This window comes from Candidatus Paraluminiphilus aquimaris (genome assembly GCF_026230195.1).
Lineage (GTDB): Bacteria > Pseudomonadota > Gammaproteobacteria > Pseudomonadales > Halieaceae > Luminiphilus > Luminiphilus aquimaris.
The window spans coordinates 1305570-1326700 of the sequence record NZ_CP036501.1 but is presented as its reverse complement, the minus strand read 5'-3'; the positions used below and the strand labels follow the sequence as shown (position 1 = coordinate 1326700).

Below are 21131 nucleotides of genomic sequence, written 5' to 3'. Positions count from 1 at the left end.
ATGGGGATTAAGCAAGAAAAGAGACGGCTCATGGGTTATTGTGCCCCTCTCCAAAACTCGTTATCGAGTCTCACTGCCCGAGCGCCCGGCGTGCTAGCGCGACAAATCGATCTTCCTTTGCCGTTTCGGTTTGGGCGCGATCCACGATCTCAGTCAAGCGTTTGACCGACGCATCGTTATCACCAACGCGGGTATAGGCGTCCGCGATCATAAGCGCCATTTGGTTGGTGGTCGTCTCATCGAGCAATCGAAACCACCAAATATCCGCGTGCTTATCGAGAGCAATGAGGGCGTCGTATTGCTGGGTCTGATAGTAGTGGGTTACCAGGAGCTTTAAGGCATTAAAGGTAACAAACTCAAAAGGCAGCGCTTCTTCTTCATGAAAAACGAACTGCTCGATGTACTTATAGCCGGCGCCTTTATTGCCCATCATGATTTCAGCATAGCCGGCAAAGTAAAGCATCCGATAGTTAGCACCCTCTCGTTTCAGCGCGTATTTTTTAAGCTTTTTCCAATCCTGCTTTTCTAGCGCTTTATTGATCCGGCGGGTGTCAGTTTCTTTAATAAAGCTCCATTTAATTGGCTCACCATCCCATCCCTGAGAACTACCGCCACCTGTCAAAGCAAAACTAAACTTGTTTTGAACGCCTGGCACGTCTGTGGCAACACCATCGATAATTCTTGGCTGATAAATAAATGCCTTAGCAGCCTCAACACTGATACCTTCAAATAATCCTATGGGTTGGCATTCCGCTGGAAAGGCATCTTCCACCGCGCCCGAGAGAGTCACTGTATATTCGACGATGCAGTAACCCTCAATACCGTTGAACTGAGACACATAAGGGTAAACCGGCGGGTTTTTCTCAAGCGGTGCGTAATCCTGATTGAGCACCCTATTATCGTTAGTCGTGTCAGCCTGAGCCACTAGGAGACCTGAAAAACTCATCAGCCAAGTAAACCCGAACGAGTAAAGAAACCCCTTCATAGTGATCGCCACGCTCTGCTGCCTCCGACACTTATTTTATAAACCGACTAATAGTAACTTTCAAATTCTGCCCGGTTACGTTAACAATAAAGCACGATAACAAGAACGGAGAATTTCATATGAGCAACGGCGGATTCATTAACCTCCGTAGCATCTCTATTTGGTTGCTACCTTTAACTTTTTCGGCCCTAGTAAGCTGTGGCGGAGGCGGCGGTGGAAGCAGTCCAACGCCCGCACCGGTCGTGGTCGATCCGTCGCCGCCAGCGCCAACAGCACCCGATTTTTCTGAGGTCGATGCCTCCTTCCAAGCCTTCATCGATGAGCGAACCGATTTCGACGGGATTAGTTATGTGCTGGTAGACGCCGACGGCATAATCCACCAAGAAGTCTTTGGTGATCACACAGACGACACGGTGGTTCTCTTGGCATCCACCAGCAAAGTCCCGGCGGTGATGACACTGATGGCACTGCAAGAAGACGCTAACGTTGACTTCTCAATGAGTGAGCCTGTCAGCACCTATCTTGCCTATGACGGGCCGTACGCTGACCGGACAGTCGAGCAAATGGTGAGCAACACGTCAGGCATTCCCGGGCTTAGACTCCTTGCGGGCTATGGATCGTCGACGGGTCCCACCATCGAAGACTTCAATCATCTCTGTCAATTCAGTGCTCAGGCTTTCTTCAACTTTGAGGCTTGTGGCCAAACCCTTGTGCAAAACGAACTGCCTACGACACAGCCAGCAGGGAGCGTTTATGACTACGGTGGTAGCCAATGGCAAATCGCGGGCGTTACAGCAAGCACGGTGGCCAATGCGACGTGGAATCAGTTGGTAGATCAGTATCTAGTTACGCCTTGTGGTCTGGAGGTCTTCACCTTTGGCAATCCATGGGAATCACCCACGTCCTTTACTGGGTCTGTCGACACGCTTGCAGGCACGAGCAACCCTAATGTTGAAGGCGGTGCGATTACCAACATGGCGGATTACGCCAAGCTTCTTCAGGTACACCTAAACGGTGGTCTATGCGGCGATACACAAGTGCTTAGCGAAGACTCTATTGCCAGTATGCAAACTGACCGCGGGGGTGTTGTGACCACTAATGCTACGCCCTACGGCATGGGCTGGTGGATCCGAGAAGACCTACCTGGTGTGTTCACCGATCCGGGGGCCTTTGGTGCCGTGAGCTTTATTGACGTTAACCGCGGCATTGGCGGCTACATGGCGATTGATGAGTATGGCGATGCGGCCGACTCAGGGGCCCCCCCCGGCTTCTTTATTGGGCAGGCGATACCGGCAATACAAGCGGCGTGGGATGCGGCTCAGTAGCCTAGGCGAAGAAGTGTTTCAAAGGGGCCTTAGCGCCCCTTTTTTCATTCTTATAGCGAAGCAAGGTGCAAACCCATTTGTTCTTAATGAGTCGATAAACGACTCTCAACACAGACGAGTCTTTACGGATTTGCAGGGAGTTCGGGCAGTGATGCATTGCCGCAACCGGGCTCACGTGCACGAATGAATTCAAACTCGCTGTCGTCGAGCAAGAGTGCGTTAAGCGACTTAATGAGCACCCATTTTTTCAAGTATGTACAGTGGTAATCATCATTTCGCGGCATCCACTCAGTTGGGTCGCTACTGCCCTTCTCGCCATTAGACGACGCACCAACCGCAAGAAAGTTATGGCTTGTTTCAGGCAGCACACCTGCGGACACGCTGCCCGTGTTGGCGTAACGGCGTTGCACGCTCGCATCGACATTGCCCAACCCCGAGATCCACGACTCATATAGTGCGACAACGTGATCAATTTGCACGTCAGATGCAGCGTAGTAATAAATGTTGTCGTATGGGTCGAGCCAGCGTCCCGTTTGAACAAAGCAGCCATCAGAGGACATAACGAGCGGATAAGCCCCGTCCCCATCACGATGCTGAGCGATGAGAATCTCATGACGATCGGAAATGCAGTCGCCATCGGCATCGTCCCACGTCGAAGGTCGGTCATAGGCCGGAGTTGTTACAGAGCCGATGAGCACCTCGAAGCCAAATAATATTTGCGGCGCCGCGGCATCATCGCTCGGATCGTTCTCGACCGTAATTATCACGTCCGCAGTGGCACTCAACGCACCATCAGAGGCAGTCACAACGACGCTGTATTCATTATTCGCATCGCTGTCAGTGGGGCGCTCGTAATCGGCTGGCGTCTGAAAGGACAGACTGCCAGTCCCAGAAATAACAAGCGATTCAGCGTCCTCTCCACTCACACTGTAAACAAGATTGTCAGCTTCAGCGTCGGTTGCTGCGACAACACCGATAGCGCTGCCCCCTTCCACAACCGAGAGTGTGTAAAGCGATTGGCCGAAGGAAGGTGGTGTATTAGGTGGGATTGAATCGGAGGAACTACCACCACCGCCGCCGCAGGCTTTTAACGCCAACATGCAGATACCTGCGACAACTGAGCGGGCGATCATAAGAGCAGCGGATCGAATACAAATTAGTCCCTGTCTACCCGACATTTTTCCCTCACCTCTGCTCACAAGGCGGTCATCGATTGACCACCTATCTCCCGACTGATTATGACGGTAAAAGATGACACCTTTGTAGCCTATGCGAGAAATAACGGCCGATTGAGACTTCGACAATTGACAAAAAAGTGGGTCTCCTGCGATTGTCCTAGCTACTGTAGTTAGGGTCTAACCTTCCTGTGATTCAGCTAGAAACCCAACGCCTTATTCTGCGACCTACTCAAGCGGATGACTGGCCCCATGTCCGCGACTTCCTCACGTGTGAGGACACGATGCGGCACTTGGGTGGACATCAGCAGGAGGCTGATGCGTGGCGAACGCTGGCTCAATGGATTGGTCTTTGGTCGCTAACCCAAGCCGCCATGTTCGGTGTTATTGAAAAGGAATCCGGCGAGTGGATTGGACGAATTGGGCCTTGGCATCCACTGCATTGGCCAACCATGGAGGTTGGCTGGGGGTTAAGGAAGGCTTATTGGGGACAGGGCTATGCCTTTGAAGCTGCCTCCGCCTGCATCGATTTTGCTTTTGATGAATTGGACTGGAGTGAGGTGACTCACCTAATCGAGGACGCCAACACCCCCTCGCAAACGCTGGCCACACGCCTCGGCTCGCGGCCCAGTGAATACGTTCATTTACCCGGCTCCTTGAGCGATGTTCAGGTGCGTGTCTGGCGTCAAAACAAAGCCGACTGGCAAGCTAATCGATGAAAGCGCCTCTTCTGAGCCAGCCCGTTGCGAAAGTCATCTTTTGGTTACTTTTCCTGGCCGTCACTTTGGGAGCTGTCATACCCCAATCAACCTCACCGCAGCTTTTTGCGCTGGCAGATAAAGTTGTTCACACCGTCGCCTTTTTAGTACTTACATTGGTTGGGCTGCGCGCCTATCCAAGACAGGTGTTGGTGATGGTCTTTGTGCTGATTGCACTCGGTGGGCTTATTGAAATACTGCAAGGGTATACCTCCACCCGATCGCAAGAGTGGGAAGATTTCCTAGCCGACATTCTAGGCGTGGGCCTTGGAACACTGCTTGCCAAGCAACTTTGGCCTGACAAGCAATGAACGTTTTTGGGGACTTTCGCTTCAGCGCCTTTAGTCCGACGGCCTTTCGCTTAGACCTAGCGCCGACTACTGACCTCGTGCAGCCGCCGCATCGATCGCTTGCTTGATAAGCAGAATGCCCATGCCGCTCACAGGTTGATCCCCTGCATCCAAGGAGTCAGTACCCGCCTCCTCTTCCTCTTTATCGGTATAGCCATCGTTATCGTCATCGCGATCTACCAATAAGCCTGTTGTGCTATCGAGCGCGGTGTACCCCGGGTTCCAGTCATCTGGCAGGCCGTCACCGTCGGTGTCAGTTGAGGCGGATGGATCGCTCGGGAAGGCGTCTTCGTCGTCATCGACAAAGTCACCGTCGGTATCATTCGCCGACTTCAATGCAAAGGCTTGACTGCTGTACAGCTGCATTTCATTCAGCCAGCCGCCCATGGACGTCACCGCTTGCTGCCCATTGGTGAGCGATAACTCAAGACTCAGCACGTGGGTTTCGGTCGAGAACGCACCGCTCACATCATCGTAGATGATGGTAGAGAATGCGTTATCACCAACGGTTACCAACGGCTCAGACCAGTTGGTCGTCGCCGGTGTTCTGCTCGCTTGAATGAGGCTTACACCTGCCGTGGTGTTGAGCGTCAGCTCTACAGAGCTAATGGCGGCTCCCTCAACGGGCGGCGCCGCAAGGACATTAACTGTCGCAACACCCTCACGGGTAACCGAATCCAGCTCGAGCCTTACCCCAGTCAGGGATTGCGTAGAAAGGTCGCCCCAGTTACCGGAAACATCACCCATGAAAATAGCGGTGAAGTCCGCGTTAGTGATGTTGGATGTAATCTCGTCATAACGACGCTCTGCTGGCTCAAAGGCCCAGGGCGAGGCTTGATTAGCGAAAGGCACCGTCTCAAGCCCTGCTGCAACCTCCAGAACCTTTGACGCATCGAGCGCTGAGATCTCGCCGTTACCCGTCACATCGGCCGCGGCTAAGGCGGAACCCGTTAACGTGGCGGACCCAACAACATGGCTCAGAATTAACGAGGCGTCATAGCCGCGAACAGAATCGTTAATGCCATCTTCCTTTTCAATATTGAGCGTATGGGTGCCGTCGAGGACGCCCGAGAACTGGAACTGCCCCGTTACCGCATCACTCACCTCTTCAAGTGAGTTATCCAAGGTGACCGTTGCCTCAATAGGCGTCCGCGAGGAATCCCAGAACCGCACGCGGCCCGAGATATCAAAACCCGTGGCCATGGTGAAAGACCCATCAACCAGTGCAGTCTCTATATATCCTTCATTGATTTTTGCCGAAACCAGGTCAATGACGGAGTTAACGTCGCCCTCAGCGATGACGGCGAACTCGAGAAGCACCAGCTCTCCAGAGCCCGATACTGACGTACTGCTACTACCTGCAATCGTAAGCGTCGTGCCGTTCAACTGAGAGACAACATCCCAGCCACTGACCAAGGCACCCTTGGTGAAGCCAGCGTACTGAAGGTGGTCGCCATTCCAAGAAATGACCGCCGTGAAACTCTGCATACCTGTTACCGGGTCCACGGTAAGCGCCACGTCACGGGTTTGCCCTTGAGAGGCGGTGATATCCGGCAGCGCCATGGTCGTGCTGTTGCCCACAAACGTGAATGCAGAGGTTAGAACACCTGTGCCACCATCGGGGTTTTCAACCGTCACCGCCACCAAATTAGGCGAGCTCGCAGGTGTCGTGCAGGTGAGCCGCGATTCAGACGCCCAAACCACGTTCTGACAGGTCGCTGAGCCGAGCGTGATTTTGGCCCCGTCAACAAAGTTGTTACCCGAAACCGTGATCACCTCACCGCCAGCAGTGCTTCCGGCCGACGGGCTAACCGATGTCACCACCGGATTATTTTCAATCGTGATTTTGTTCGGGCTCGATGCGCGTCCGCTGTAGGTGTAGCTCGAACCGTCGGTAGCTGCGATGTAGTACTCAACACCGGGCGGCTGTGTCGCACTTGCCAGGATGGACGCACGATAGGTACTACCCGAGGTGTTCACCATATCGGCGCTCGTGTAGTTCGTCTCGCCAATAGCACGGTAGTAAAGCGTGACCGACTGCACCGATATGTTGTCGGTGACGTTGGCCTGAACCATGACTGTACTGCCAAAAGTGGCTGTGGAGATGATGTTGTGGCTCATCACCGGCTTCACCGTATCGATAGGTGTCGCCGAGGCCTTGTTGGAGGGCTCCGACTCAGACCCATCAAGCGCTACCGTAAAGTAATAGAAGTACTGCACGCCCGGCTCTGTATTCGAGTCACGGTACTCACGGTCCTCATTCCCAACGAGCGTCTGGTTGATGCGCACGTAGTTACCGTCTTGTGAGGTCGAGCGGTAGATATTGAAGCCCATCAAAGTGTCGTAGTCGTCTTGGTTCCAAGACAGGTCGACGTAGCCTTCTCCGCCTGACGCCTGAAGGTTGAGCGACTCGGTTCCGGAGGTGATGACCTCGAAACGGAAGCGACGCTTGTCGTCGCCGGTAATCAACCATGGGTCGTCAGCAGCGACTGCACCCGCAACGCGGACGTATTGGTAGCCATCAGTTGCCACAGGTGAAATGGTGACTCTGCCCTCCCAGGTCCGCGCATCAACCCAATCACCTGGAACGATAAAGTCGGTGTAGGGCTCGTCGGGCCCAAAGGTGACAAAGGGTTGAATCTCCTGATTCATGTCACGATTAAACGTGACACGCCAGACGGTTTGCTCATTAGCGAATCGTTGATCAGGGCGCTCATTGGCATCGGCGTCTAATACATCGAGCTTAGCCACGAAGGGATAAGCGTTTTCCGGTGGCTCAGTTCGAATGGGCTGCAGGCGAACTGGCATCTTGTTGAAGTCGCTCTGATAGTCAGCAATACCAAGGCGAATGACCTCCTCGCTGACGTCGCCCCAATACACTCCCGATAAATCGATAACACTATTAAAAAAAGTTTTTTCAGTACTGGTGCTGGGCAATCTGACTCTTGCCCAGTGGTAGATATTTGGATCATGCCACTGATTAAGGACCGCGTTCCCGCCGAGGGTATTGGAAGAATACGATACCGCTGCATCGTTAATTTCAATCTGCAATTGAGATTTATCAATCTGATGCGGCAGCTCCACCACCGCGAGCGATGTGCCTGTCCTGTAAGCGTCCATGCACTGAAGCGAATCGCAGTAGACATAGTAAGTTAGGTATCCATCCGTTCTATTTGCATTTTCTAAGTCTGTGAGAAATTGCTCTGACATTGGATTATTTGGATTTTCATAAGTTGGCGTCTCACCCGTCACGGTTTTAATTACACCATCGGCGTATATGAAGCCCATGGAAAACACGGAGGGATCTCTTAACCGCTCACAAACTTCATCCCAAGTACCGCAGTCTATACCTGTGAATTCACCAGCTTTACTTGCCGTATTCATATCCTCCCGAACTTGCTGTAGCCAGGGTTGAACACCCGATATTTCCGCATCGTCGGATGGAATGAACAGCTCTCCCTCAAGCGCACGCGCGAGCGCAGCTACTCTGTCAACATTGTTGATTTGTTGAACACCACTTCCATATTCATTCTCCATAAATGAATAAATCAAAGCGTAAGTTTTACCGTCGAACTGATGAGTATCTAACACAAGGAGGTCGGATATCTGTGGCTCATTAAGATAGAAGTCACTGCCCTTCGTGATGTAACTTCCATCGCCAAGCACCCAGCGTTGATTATTATTTAGTAAAACAGTCCCTGAGACTTTTGAGCTGTTACCGGTTGGGAAACCACTCAACATCGTATTCTCAATAAGGGAGCTGGCTACCCGGGATGCTCCGAGAGACCAAGAGCACCCCCCAACTGGCTTCACTCCATTATCGTAATAACCCCAAGATTCCTGCCCCAGCCTTCTGAACCGAGAATTTGTAACGCCGCCAGAATTTTGAGACTCATAGTCATACATATTGAATCGGGGGTTACAGGAAGAATCCCTGTACTCACCCGTCCGGTAGATTACGTCACCATTTAGAATTGTTCGGGTAACGCTCACGTGATCAGCGCTTTTACCATCAACTATTGGGTTGAAGAGATTGGTGTATTGAAATGTGGCAGTTCCTGAACTACCTCCCCCCATGTCAACGCTTCTTGTAATAACCGCTCCGGTTTGAGGGAAAAGATCCGAGGGTTTTATCGTTACTGGATTCTCCGCTGTCCCCGCAGTTTCAAATGTACCGTTGTATTGAAGGAAGATACGCTGAATCTCAGCGTAAACATCGTCAGCCTGATTGTTTCCGAATTGTAAGATAGCGCCTGGGCCGACGCGCAGATGGGCACCAGTCTCCACCAAAACCGGCTTTTCAACTAACCAAAGTGCACTGTCATCCAGCGTCACAATTCCGTCTTCAACACCGTCGGTATCAAGGTTTCCACCGGGTGTGCCCGGCGCGTCGGAGCCAATAATGCTTGGTAATTCTCGGCCTCGCTGGACGATTAAATTGAAGCGAGAGGTGGTCGTATAGGACTCCGGATCGTCAGGGTCTAGTCCGTTGTTGGCTGTCATGGTGACCAACATGGGAATAATATGTTCGTTGGGGGTGTTCTCTGCGACCGTGAACCTGAAAGGCACGCGTACGCCCGTTATCAGACCGCCCTCGTCATAAATCAGGCCGTTATCGTCCTCGTTAAATGATCCTACGCCGCCGTAATTCACGGTCGGCACGTCCCATGTCACGTAAGGATCGGGGCCGGCAACAGCGCCCTCTGCTTGCGCTTCAAGGGTAACCTCTACATTGTCGGCCATGCCCCAGTAGTTTTTGACAACGATTGCCACTTCAATGGTTTCGCCGGCATCGGCGATGCCATCATCGTCATTACTTGCGCCTTGGTCAGATCCATCAAACAGGTAGTGCTGGAGGTAAGAAAGACTCGGGCTAGGGACGTTTACCAGCGATTGCAAAGCATCAGCAGAAAAATAGCTCTTAGACGAACCGTCATCAAAGGCGATCGCTTTTCGGGAGGCGCCGGTTGAACCAAGCTGCCCCATGATGAAACGAGATGAATAAACGGACTTATCTTCGAATCGGGTACGTACGAGTGCCGCCATACCCGCGACGACAGGCGCTGCCATAGACGTGCCGTCCCACGCTGCGTAACCGTCGCCTGGAATTGTCGAGAGAATATCGACACCCGGCGCCATTACTTCATACTCGATGCCGTTTCGTGCCTTGCAATCCCAGTTAGAGAAGCGCGCTAGGTAAGCACCCTTGTCATCTGGGAACTGTGCTTCCGCCATAACCCCCAGTACGTAAGGGTGTGCGGCGGGATATGAAGGGCGCGCCAAAATGCCGCAATTGGTGTCGTTGTAAATGCCTTGGTTACCTGCTGCGGCAATGAGTACCGCGTTACTGAAGGCAACGGCTAACGCCTCCTCTTCAAGCACCGATCGTCCTGAGCCACCGAAGGACATGTTGATAATATCCGCGCCCTGTTGGTAGGCATAAAGAATCGCTTCAGCAATGTCGGTAGAGGTGAGCACCCCCGAGTACTGAGCGGCCTTAATGGCCATAATCTGCGAATTCGGAGCAACACCTATGATGCCGATGTCGTTGTTACCTTGCGCGGCAATAATGCCTGCAACGTGGGTTCCGTGACCATTGTCATCTTGCGGGTCGCCGTCGTGGTCATAGGTTGAGCCGACGACATCAGCGCCATAAACGTCATCGATAAAGCTATTGTTGTCATCATCAATGTTGTTGTCAGGAATCTCACCCGCGTTCACCCACATGTTGCCCGCAAGATCCTCGTGGGTGTAGTCCACCCCGGAGTCGATGACTGCGACGACAATGTTTCGGTCTCCCCAGGCGGGGTATCCGTTGTCCTCAAGCCACTGCCAAGCGTCTTCTGTACGAGTGCGCTCCAGTGCCCACTGCTCCGCTTTTCGGGGGTCGTTCGCGGCGATCGCAAGACCCGAGAAATCAGTACCCGGGTCTTTACTGGTTGGCTCGCCTTTTAACTGACGCTCAAAGCTCGATTCGACCAGCTCGATGCGAGGGTCGAGCGAGAGATCCTTGATCGCCTCGTCGAGATTTGTGCCTTTAGGTAACTTGAGACTGTGCCAGCGCGATAGGTCAACAGGCTTCCCAAGCGAATTAACGGGCTGCTTGGCGCTTGAAGCTGCATATTTGGTACGCGCCTTGGAAACAAGCTCTTGAGAAAAAATTGGCGTTAGCGCGCTATCAACATAAAAAGCACTTTGTTTCGTGCCAAGGTTGGGGGTCTTTGCCAAGATTTGCGAGCTCGCTGGTGTTGCTAGCTTCACAATGAGCAGCGCTTCTTCCCGTGAGCAATGTGGAGGTCGGCAGGTCAACTCAGCTGCCGTGACGCCAGTGCGGTCTGCTTCTTTCGCCTGTTTAGCTGTTAAAAGTGGGTCATCCTGATCTGTGTAGGGCCCCCGAAACGTTCTCATGCGTTTCAAAAAGTGGAGGTCTGGCTCAGCAATACCAATTTCTGCGTCGGGTTTTGCGTCACTGCCGTCTTGCCCGTTTAACGGCTCTTGCGCGTAAGCAATCGCGGAGAAGAGTAAACCCAGTGATACGACTTTGACAAAACGCATGAGCAACCCCAGCGAGAAAATGAAATCCACAGACGAGTATCACTGTACAAAGGAAGAGCATAAAGCAAATCACTCAAATGTGACGAGCCAAAGGACCGGGTGCACATTGATTTGGCTTTTAGTTGTTGGCCCTATGCTGTCGCGGGATAGCACCTAAAACCGACATAAACAATCCGTCACACCTTTTCTCAAGGTAAAAAAAACGCCACCACAAGGTGGCAGCGTTTCAAGTCCCCCAGAGCACCAGCTTATTGCTGGGCCGGTTCACTACGGTGAATTTGTGGTTTGGTCAGCTACTTTATCCAATGCCATTTTTAACAGGATGATATTCATACCGAAGACAGGTTGATCGCTGGCGTCCTGCGAGTTCGTACCCGCGTCAGCCTCTTCCTTATCCGTGTAGCCATCGTTATCGTCGTCGAGGTCGAGTATCAAGCCCGATTCAGAATCACGTTCGCTATAACCCGGGTTCCAGTTATCCGGCATGCCATCACCGTCGGTATCCTCTGAGGCAGAGACATCATCTGGGAAGGCATCTTCATGGTCGGGTACCCAGTCACCATCCATGTCGTCATCGAGACGGAAGGCGAGCGGCTTGCCACTAAATATCTTGGTCTCGTTGAGCCAGCCGCGCGCCGAGGCAATTGACTGGTAGCCATTAGCGAGCGAATAACGCAACGTCAGGATATGCATCTCCACTGAGAAAGCACCGCTCACATCGTCATACAGGCTGATGCGAGACTGACTGCCATCGATAACGATGTGAGGAGAGGTCCATCCGGCAAATGGCGCCGTTTTCGCGACTTCTATCAAAGACGCTCCAGGCGTTGTTGCTAGAAGTAGCTCGAACGCGCTGATCTTCATAGAGGGCGCTGGTGGACGTGCGAAGACATTCACCGTAGCAATGCCCTCTTTCGAAATATTATCTAGTTCGAACCGTGTGCTAATGCTCGAGAGGATGCCCGCGGGGTTAATCCAGCTACCGGACACGTCCCCCATGAAGATTGCTGTGAAATTAGCATTAGTGACGTTTTCGGTGAGGCCGTCGTATGTAATTTCCTCCGGAGTGAACGTCCATAATTTCCCGATATTAGCGAACGGTAAGGTCTTAAGACCTGCCGCAACTTCAAGGATTTTGGCCGCATCTTGCTCTGTCACAATGTTGTTGCCAGTGACATCTGCTGCGATCAAAGCGTTATCCGATAGGCTGAGGGTTCCCACCACCTGACTCAGTACCAAAGATGCGTCGTAAACCCTCACCGAGTTGTTAGCCTCATCGTCTTTTGACGCCACCAGCCTTCGCTGACCATCGAGAACTCGTGCAAATGCGAAGCCACCGTCCACCTGGCTGCTCGTTTCATTACTCCCGTCGTCTAGGGTGATGACAGCGGACACCGGTGTTTGATCCTCATCCCAAAACGTCACATTCCCGCTGACTGTAAAACCTGCAAACGCTGTAAAAGAGCCATCTTGCGTCGTCACTGTGAAATTGCCGTCATTCAGCCGAGCTGATGTTATTGAGATGGGTGAGTTTGCATCACCCCCCGCCAATACAGTGAACTCGAGCATCAGCAATTCGCCCGATCCAGTGACCGTAGAGCTACTTGCTGCAGCAACAGTGACTGAATTCCCTGTGACATTGGAAGCCATTTGCCATCCGCTCACCAATGATCCTTTTCGCACTTGTTGTAATTGGATGTGCTCAGCGTTCCAGGTAATAGTCGTCGAGAAACTCTGTAATCCCGCGACTGCACCTACCGTCAATGGCACGTCGAGTGTGGAACCGGCGTTACCCTCAACGTCGGGCAACGAGAGGACGGTTTCGTTACCCACAAAGGTAAAGGCGTTCTGTAACAACCCAGTTGAGTTATTCGGGTTTGTCACCCTAACCGCCACTGTTTCGGGAACGTTAGCGGGCGTCGTACAAGAAATCCTAGACGACGAGGTGACAGTCACGTTCTGACAGGTCGCAGCTCCCAGCAAAACCTGTGCACCATCAACAAAGTTATTGCCAGAAATAATGATTGGAGTACCACCCGCCTGTGAACCAGAGCTCGGGGAGACATTCGTCACAACGGGGCTGTTTTCGACTGTTATTGTGTGTGGCGTATTGGTACGACCACTGTAGGCGAAACTAGCTCCGTCTGTCGCTTCAATGTAGTACTGAACACCCGGCGGCAACATGGCACTGCCAGGAATAGACGCTGCATACGTATTACCCTCAGAATTGTTCATGGCCGCCGAAATGTAATCAGTTGCTCCGACCGCTCTGTAGTAAAGTGTGACTGCATTTACAGCAATATTATCAGTGACCTCTGCTTGTAGCAGTCGGGGAGACTGATAAACACCTTGCGTCGCCACGGTGTGTGTAATCACTGGCTTTTCTGTATCAACCGGTTGCGCTGAGGCAATATTCGAAGGCTCTGATTCTGCACCGTCCAAAGCCACCGTGAAGTAGTAATAGTATGTCACTCCCGGTTCAGTATTCTCGTCACGATATGTCCTAATCTGATCGCCGACCAATGTTTGGTTGATTCGAGTGAATCCCGAGTCCTGGCTTTCTGATCTATAGATATGAAAGCCCAGCATTGTCTCGAAATCATCCTGATTCCAAGAGAGATCGACATAACCTTCACCCCCCGTCGCCTGCAGGTTCAGCGATTCAGCACCCGACGTACTTACTTCAAATCGGAAGCGGGCGCGGTCAACGCCGGTCACCATAAAGGCATCATCAGCAGCAACAGCTCCCGCAATTCGGACATATTGATAGCCATCTGTCGCGACAGGAGAGATCCTTAAATTACCCTCCCATACCCGAGCACCCTCCCACGCACCGGTTACCACAAAGTCAGTGAAGGGCTCGGCCGGACCATAAGTGACCAAAGGTTGAACGGTTTGATCCATATCTCGGTTAAACGTGACGCGCCAGATCGTCTGCTCTGCGGCAAAACGTTGATCAGGGCGTTCAGCACGATCGCCATCTAAAATCTCGAGCTTGGCAACAAATGGATATGCAGACTCAGGCACAATGGTTGCGAGTGGTGTGTAGTCGAGTGGCATTTTATTGAAGTCACGTGCCTGACCATTTACCGCGTATTGAATCACCGACTCTCCGACGCCGCCCCAGTACACATTCGTGAGGTCGCCACTCACATTAAAACCATCGTCTTCATCAATCTTGGCGCGCGAGGAACTCACCAACCAAGTGTCGGGATTGACATTGAACGTGGGGTCTAAAATAGCGGAATCAGGTAACCCACCGGGAACATCGTCCCACGCATCCCAGGCGGTCTGAACCTGTACCAAAGTCATTTGACTGGAGAGCTCAATAAGAACCAGCGGAACTTGATTGGTGGTTGCTGCCGTACCCGTTGAGAAGCCTGAGGTACCCGCTGCGGAAACAGAAGAAACCAAATAATCAGACGCTAGCGCCGCATCTTCAGTGATGGTGGCCAGCGGGTCATTTTCAGCTAAAAGTAATGGCTCTTCATCGGTAACCCAAGACCACGTATCACCGGACTTCTTAGCTCCAATGACAAGCGAGCTCCACCACTTGCTGTTCGTTGTCTCTAATTTAGCGCATACCTTGGGTCGGTCATCACAAATATTAATCTGACCACGCAAAGTGTCGGCATCGTTGGCATTCACAGCAACGTTCAAATCACCAAACCACGCGCTGATCGCATTCGCCTCTGCGTCATTTGAATACACCGCAAGATCACCGTTTTGCGACACGGCAAAATTTCGGGCACGGTCGACATATAATTTGGCACGCGCGGTTTTGTCAGAGGGGTATCCAAGTGTGGGGTGTCCCGGCCAAGCAAGAACGTACGTTTTTCCGTCATAATCTAGGGTATCCAGCACTGTGGCGCGGGCACTGGCCTGAGCAGTGCTCAAGGTGAGTCTTCCGCCAAGCGTCTCAGCATCCCCATTCGTGTTGATTCGTGTTTGTCGAGAGTTCAGAAACACAACCCCTGAGGTAGACGCGGGGTAAAGCCCGGACAAGTAGTTGTCTACCAATACAGAGTCTTGTAGCCGATCGACCTTTAGTATTGGATTGGAGTTAATGATCCAAGAAAATAAGTTCCCAGAGTATACGGTGGGCCCAATATCAATCGCTTCTAGGCGATATGAGGGGTCTTCAAATCCCAACCGAACTAATCGTGAATTCGACACCACCTCTGATTTAATTACCGGGCCAGGAACTGTGAACCAGTCGCCAGCCTCAGACCTGCTGTGGTAAACCCTAACGTCTGGCCGAATACGGCCAACGAATGAATTATTAATCACGTCAAAAGCATTAACACCGTCTCTAAAATCATTTGAGCTACCTTTGGTCGATACTAAATTCCATAAGTTTGCGTAGCTGATCGATACTTTCCCTCGATTTTCAATGACGACTGCTCGGTAGTTGAAGAGGTCTGAAGGAGTGAGAGTCACAGGTTTATCGGCAGTGCCCTCAACAATGAGCTCACCGTCCACCTGCAAATAGGCATTCTCAAATACCGCATATGCAGCGTCAGATTGACTGCCCCAAAATTGTACAACTGCTCCAGGGCCAATCTTAAGCGTCGTTCCCCCTGCAACCAGGACCGGCTTGTCGATAATCCAGCGGGCGCTGTCGTCGATAGTGACAACGCCATCGACGCAACTTTCCATAATCGTCCCGGCCGTGTCATTAGCATTGCAGTCAATGACACGAGGAAGTTCTCGACCACTTAGTACCAAAAGGTTGAAGCGAGATTCGAATGTGTAGGTTGCTTGATCGTTGTCGTCGAGCCCATTGTTAGCGGTAATGGTGACAAGCATCGGAATGACGTGTTCGTTGGGAGTGTCAGGATCAACGGTAAAGACAAACGGACTCGAGACACCTGTCAGTAAACCGTCTTCGTCATACTCCAGGCCGTTGTCGGCCTCGGCGAAGCTGCCTGTTGAGCCATAGTTCAGACTGTCAGTCTCAAAGGTGACGTATTGGTCTTCAATGGAAATACCCTCACCTTGCTGAGCTTGTGCACGCAGAGTAACCGTGACGTTATCCGCTTGCCCCCACAGGTTTTTAATGGTCACTGCCAGCTCGATGCGCTCTCCTGCATCAACTTTGCCATCATTGTCATTCGGGGTTCCGGCTTGCACATTGTCCCAGACAAAATGACTGAGATAAGCGAGGTCTGGTTCTGGTGTCTCGGTAAGTGCTCTATAGGCGTCCGATGACGAATACGAAATAGGTTGGCCAGTTCCGGGATGAACTCTACCTTGCTTAGCCGCACCTGTTGATGCGAGCTGACCCATGATAAAGCGCGAAGAATGAATCGTTTTGTCTGGAAAGCGAGTGCGAACAAGCGCGGCTATACCAGCGACTACTGGCGCCGCCATGGAGGTTCCGTCCCAAGCGGCGTAACCTCCACCGGGGACCGTCGACATGATGTCCTGACCGGGCGCCATGACTTCGTATTCCACCGCATTTTTGGCTGTGCAATCCCAGTTAGAAAACCCAGTCAGCCAATTGCCGTCATTATCCGAGTACTCAGCCTCTGCCATGACGCCGAGGACATAATTGTAGGCAGCAGGATACATTGGACGCGCATAGTCTCCGCACGCGCTGTCGTTGTAATCACCATCATTACCTGCTGCTGCGATCAGAACTGCACTGCTGTAGGCAGTGGCTAGGGCCTCTTCAACGAGTGTCGACCGAGCACCTCCTCCGAGTGACATGTTGATGATGTCGGCGCCTTGGTTGTAGGCGTAGAGAATGCCCTCAGCGATATCGATACTCGCAAAAGAGCCGTTGTCACCTCCTGAGTTAACCGCCATCAACGTGACATTTGGAGCGACTCCAATGACTCCCAAGTTATTATCACCTTGAGCTGCGATAATGCCGGCCACGTGGGTGCCGTGCCCGTTTTTGTCCGTTGGATCGCCAGTGTGGTCGTTCTGCCCACCTTTAAAACTGGCTCCGTAATAGTCGTCTATAATTCCGTTATTATCGTTATCGATATCATCATCTGGTGTCTCCCCAGAGTTCACCCACATGTTGCCCGCTAAATCCTCGTGGAGGTAATCTATTCCTGTATCGATGACAGCAACAACAATCGCTCGATCACCCCATTTTTCCTTACCATCGCCCTGTAGCCATGTCCAAGCATCTTCAGTCTTAGTTCGCTCAAGGTGCCATTGATCCACTCGTCGAGGGTCATTGGTGTTAATTGCCGCAATCTGGCTATCGTTTGCCGACACAGCACCTTCACGTTTGGAGTCCATGGTCTTGTATGTGACGATCGGCTCGACTTCCTCAATGCGCGGGTCGCGGCTCAAGTCCTTAACGGCCTCGCTGATATCTGCGCCGGTAGGTAGGCGCAGGCTGTACCAGCGAGTCAGATCAACTTCATTGCCTTTGGAGTTTGTTGCGGCTTTTGCGTTGGCCGCGCGATACTTGGAGACCGCACGCGAGACGAGCTTTTCGTTAAAGACAGGTGTAAGCGCCGCGTCCGAATAAAAGCGACTAGGCACCTTCCCTGTGACTGAGGGGACTCCGCCTTTATAGAGGTTGTTTGTGTTGGCTAACTTAACGATGACGCTGCGCTCGCCCATGCTGCAGCTTGGGGGCTTACAGGCAGGTGCAGCCATGTCGACACCAACACGCTCGATTTCGCGTTTACGCTCAAGCGCGCGAACAGGGTCATCGAGATTGGTATAAGGCCCGCGGAAATTGCGCATGCGGTCGAGCACTTCGTAATTTGGCTCAGACACCGCGGCTGTTTGAGCTTCATCGGCCTTCGCTTGAGCCTGAACATCGGATTCATCGATCTGAGAGAGAGCTACACCTGTCCACAAAATTGGGACTAACCACAACAACCTAACCGCAAACTTCACCACGCTACATCCACCACCATTTGATTACGCTGTCAGTAATAGCGGATGGTCCAGCCATGAGTTTAGAGCTTTGATGCAATTAAATAATTTTGTGACGTAATTCCGCCTGTTTTGCCTCTTTTGCCACGCTGGGTGTTATCTGGAGAGCGTGTTTAGTCACAATTTAACGGGCTGTAAAAACTCGAAAATTTCGCTAATTTCCGTCAGAAACAGACGTCGGCATTCATTGTGTATTAAAGGCTAACATCCGCATCTTTACCGGTCTCTATCTGCTCGAGCAATTGTTTTTACATTGAGACTTGCAGGGCGTGTTTCATGCCAGCGCACCCATTAGCCAACCAACTATCTCGACTGCGGCACCCATGTCGCATGGAACCCTGCGGGGACTCGGCCGGGGAGCCGCACTTTGGCGATTGGGCCTTGCTCGATGTCTTTGGCATCAAAAACACAAAACCATGAACTCCAGTCCTTGGTGTCATGCACAAAGTTCACGACGTAACCGTCGTCTTCTTCACTCTCAGAGGTTGCGCCCACTTTAGGCGCATACACTGCCTCGCTTCCAAGCACACCAACACCATAGTCGTAGCGCCCGCTTTCGCCGGTTTCGTTGTCGTACTTCACAAGACCGGTGAAGCGCAGCGTGTAACCGCCCTCGTCATGGGTCGGGATATATTGATGGTAGGCGTAGCGGCTCTTTTGACCGCCGTAGAGAGGGTTCGTTTTATTGAACTCCGTGTTGAGATCGTCGATGTCTCCCTCGCGTACCTCTCCCGTAACGAGGTTAAAACGCCACCGGTAGTTGTTCGCCTCAAGGCGCATGTAGGCAAGCATGTGCGACAGCTCACCTTCGTCGCCATACGCCCTGGGCATCGGATTCACCGAGCGACAACCGTCCATAATGACCCAATCGTCGTCCTCCCAGCAGTTTGATACGTGAAGGATGTAACAGGGCTCACAGTCGAACCAGCGAACGGTGTTGCTCTCGCCGAATCGTGGAATCAAACCAAAGCGCGTCGGAATATCGCGATGGAAAGTCAGCACGCGCAGCTTGTGGTTTTTCAGGACATCGAGGTCGTGGAAGAACGGCAAATCGTGCAGCACCGTGAAGTTTTTCGTAAAACCAATATCGTGGGGCAGGCGCGCGCCAGGTAAATCGATAGGCACCTCATGCACCACTTCACCCTTGGCGTTTGCCACACCGTAGGTCATGTAAGGCGGGGTATCGTTGTAATCGAAGTACAAGAGCTCTCCCGTGCGCCAATCGACCTTCGAGTGCGCGGACATCTTGGGCTTATTCCGTCCATCCAAATGGAACGCTTTGCGCGTCTCCAGAGTCATTGGATCGAGCGCGATAGGGTTACCCGCGTTGTACCAAAGACTTACTAGGTCTCCGTTCAAACAAAAGATATCGGTATTGGATGTGTCTTTGATGCCGAACTCCGAGACGCTGTAGTCGAAGGGTCCCATGACGCCCGGCGAGACCGATTCACCGGCGGCCCCCTCATCAGTGTAGGCAGGAGTTTCGATCCAACGGTTCACGTATCGAGCGCCATCGTCGCTGACATGAAGCGCGTGAACCATGCCGTCACCGTCGAATGGGTGATAACGATTCTTCGGCTCAAAAACGGGGTTGGCGCCATTGCGGTAATAAGTACCGCGTAAGTCGGTAGGTAGCTCGCCGATCACCTCGAGCTTATCTTGATTAAGCTCGCGAGTCGTGGGCGCATAAACACCATGAAGATAAGGGTTGTCGTGGTTGTAAATCCACGCCGGCGCGTCGTCAAATCGCGGTGTCTCACCCAAGCATTTGTCGCTAACAGGGAATTCAGAAAGCGGCGTGCGGGCTTCTTTCGGCGCTTGATGTGCTGTCATGACAAACACCTCATAGGGCGAACGGCATTCGCCAATAGAAATCATTAGATGCTTGAGCTTACCGCGTCTGCGGGGCATGGCAAGTGAGACAGATAGTTCGCAGAAGGTCTTTACCTCAGCTGCACTAAACGTGGAACTCACTGAGAATCCTGCGCATGATATTCTCAACCTCAGAGATTTTGGGTTGCTAAGGGGCTTACACCCGAGGCGATGACCGGCTTTGATGCAACCGCCTTTGGCCGCCCCTCACCGAGTCAGGCTTTGCATCGTCAAGGAGTGGCATCTCGCCTATCGGCACTGCGCTGTAATTAAGCTATAACGCAAACATCAAACGAAAAATAACAAGGCCATCATCATGAAGTTACGAGGCTTAGCTCACATTACCCTCGCATATATCGTTACTGTCGGTGTTGCGTGGGCAACGCTAGAGGCGCTCGGGCAGCGCCCTATTTGGGATATGTTTTGGGCGGATATCGCAGCGACCCTTGCGATCTTTGTTTTCAGTCGTCTTTATAAAAACTCGAGCTTCTACGACGCCTATTGGAGTGTGATTCCTCCGCTTATTGCTTTGTATTGGGCGCTGGAAGCCACAGCTTCTGGCGTAGATGTAACACGAGCGTGGCTCGTAATAATTCTCGTTTGGCTGTGGGGCATTCGCCTCACCGCCAACTGGGCGACGTTCTGGCCCGGCCTTGAGCATGAGGATTGGCGGTACGGACCCATTAAAGACAACGCAGGCAAGTTAGATGCGCTGGCTGACTTTTCGGCGATTCACTTGTTCCCTACGGTCATTGTCTTTGTCTCATGCCTACCCATTTATGCCGCTGTTGCAATGGATGCTCAGCCCCTCAATTGGCTGGACTATGTCGCGGCAGCGGTAACTGCCATCGCGATATTGATCGAGCTCGTCGCCGATATTCAGCTTCATCGTTTCCTGAGCCACCGAAAAGAAGGTGAAATCATGAAGACAGGGCTTTGGGCGTTGTCTCGCCACCCTAACTACTTTGGTGAGTGGCTGTTTTGGGCGGGGCTCGCGTTATTTGGCGTGGCCGCTGTCCCTGCGAGCTGGTGGTGGACAGTGCCCGGCTCGGTTGCCATGTTGGTTATGTTCCTTGCAGCGAGCATCCCTATGATTGATAAGCGGAGTCTTGAGCGCAGACCCGCATACGGTGAGCACATGAAGCGTGTGTCGGGCTTTATGCCACTCCCACCAAAGTCATAGGCGTCCTACAAAGCCCTTT

General features: G+C 52.3%; 9 protein-coding genes. 4 read left to right on the top strand and 5 right to left on the bottom strand.

Going from position 1 to position 21131, the window contains the following annotated elements; genetic code table 11:
- Window positions 1–70: 70 nt before the first annotated feature.
- A complete protein-coding gene (locus tag E0F26_RS06075; protein ID WP_279243149.1) occupies window positions 71–985 on the bottom strand; it encodes an energy transducer TonB in 915 nt (304 codons plus the stop codon).
- Between the two features lie 119 nt (window positions 986–1104).
- Here E0F26_RS06075 and E0F26_RS06070 point away from each other — a divergent pair, with 119 nt between their 5' ends.
- Window positions 1105–2310 (top strand): serine hydrolase domain-containing protein, encoded by a 1206-nt coding sequence (locus E0F26_RS06070; RefSeq protein ID WP_279243148.1) that lies wholly within the window; start codon window positions 1105–1107, stop codon window positions 2308–2310.
- A gap of 122 nt (window positions 2311–2432) precedes the next feature.
- On the opposite strand, the gene E0F26_RS06065 is transcribed toward E0F26_RS06070, so the two are convergent.
- Window positions 2433–3488 (bottom strand): hypothetical protein, encoded by a 1056-nt coding sequence (locus tag E0F26_RS06065; RefSeq protein ID WP_279243147.1) that lies wholly within the window; start codon window positions 3486–3488, stop codon window positions 2433–2435.
- Between the two features lie 188 nt (window positions 3489–3676).
- On the opposite strand from E0F26_RS06065, the gene E0F26_RS06060 reads away from it, so the two are divergent.
- Window positions 3677–4204, top strand: coding sequence for a GNAT family N-acetyltransferase (locus E0F26_RS06060; protein ID WP_279243146.1), 528 nt, complete (start codon window positions 3677–3679; stop codon window positions 4202–4204).
- A complete protein-coding gene (locus E0F26_RS06055) occupies window positions 4201–4554 on the top strand; it encodes a VanZ family protein (RefSeq protein WP_279243145.1) in 354 nt (117 codons plus the stop codon). The genes E0F26_RS06060 and E0F26_RS06055 overlap by 4 nt, the downstream gene beginning before the upstream one ends.
- Window positions 4555–4620: 66 nt before the next feature.
- Here E0F26_RS06055 and E0F26_RS06050 read toward each other — a convergent pair whose 3' ends face one another.
- The 3 genes from E0F26_RS06050 to E0F26_RS06040 form a co-directional block, all read right to left on the bottom strand.
- The gene (locus E0F26_RS06050) at window positions 4621–11148 is read right to left on the bottom strand and encodes a S8 family serine peptidase (RefSeq protein ID WP_279243144.1); all 6528 of its coding nucleotides are present in this window, start codon (window positions 11146–11148) and stop codon (window positions 4621–4623) included.
- A 267-nt stretch (window positions 11149–11415) separates the two neighbouring features.
- A complete protein-coding gene (locus E0F26_RS06045) occupies window positions 11416–18018 on the bottom strand; it encodes a S8 family serine peptidase (RefSeq protein WP_279243143.1) in 6603 nt (2200 codons plus the stop codon).
- A 342-nt stretch (window positions 18019–18360) separates the two neighbouring features.
- On the bottom strand, window positions 18361–20031 hold the full coding sequence (locus tag E0F26_RS06040; protein ID WP_279243142.1) for a carotenoid oxygenase family protein: 1671 nt from the start codon (window positions 20029–20031) through the stop codon (window positions 18361–18363).
- 214 nt (window positions 20032–20245) lie between these two features.
- Here E0F26_RS06040 and E0F26_RS06035 point away from each other — a divergent pair, with 214 nt between their 5' ends.
- Entirely contained in the window at window positions 20246–21112 is an 867-nt protein-coding gene (locus E0F26_RS06035) for a DUF1295 domain-containing protein (RefSeq protein WP_279243141.1), read from the top strand.
- Window positions 21113–21131: the final 19 nt, after the last annotated feature.

Coding starts and splice junctions, on each gene's coding strand:
- E0F26_RS06075 (WP_279243149.1), bottom strand. CDS start 985: ATGAAGGGGTTTCTTTACTCGTTCGGGTTTACTTGGCTGATGAGTTTT.
- E0F26_RS06070 (WP_279243148.1), top strand. CDS start 1,105: ATGAGCAACGGCGGATTCATTAACCTCCGTAGCATCTCTATTTGGTTG.
- E0F26_RS06055 (WP_279243145.1), top strand. CDS start 4,201: ATGAAAGCGCCTCTTCTGAGCCAGCCCGTTGCGAAAGTCATCTTTTGG.
- E0F26_RS06050 (WP_279243144.1), bottom strand. CDS start 11,148: ATGCGTTTTGTCAAAGTCGTATCACTGGGTTTACTCTTCTCCGCGATT.
- E0F26_RS06035 (WP_279243141.1), top strand. CDS start 20,246: ATGAAGTTACGAGGCTTAGCTCACATTACCCTCGCATATATCGTTACT.
- E0F26_RS06065 (WP_279243147.1), bottom strand. CDS start 3,488: ATGTCGGGTAGACAGGGACTAATTTGTATTCGATCCGCTGCTCTTATG.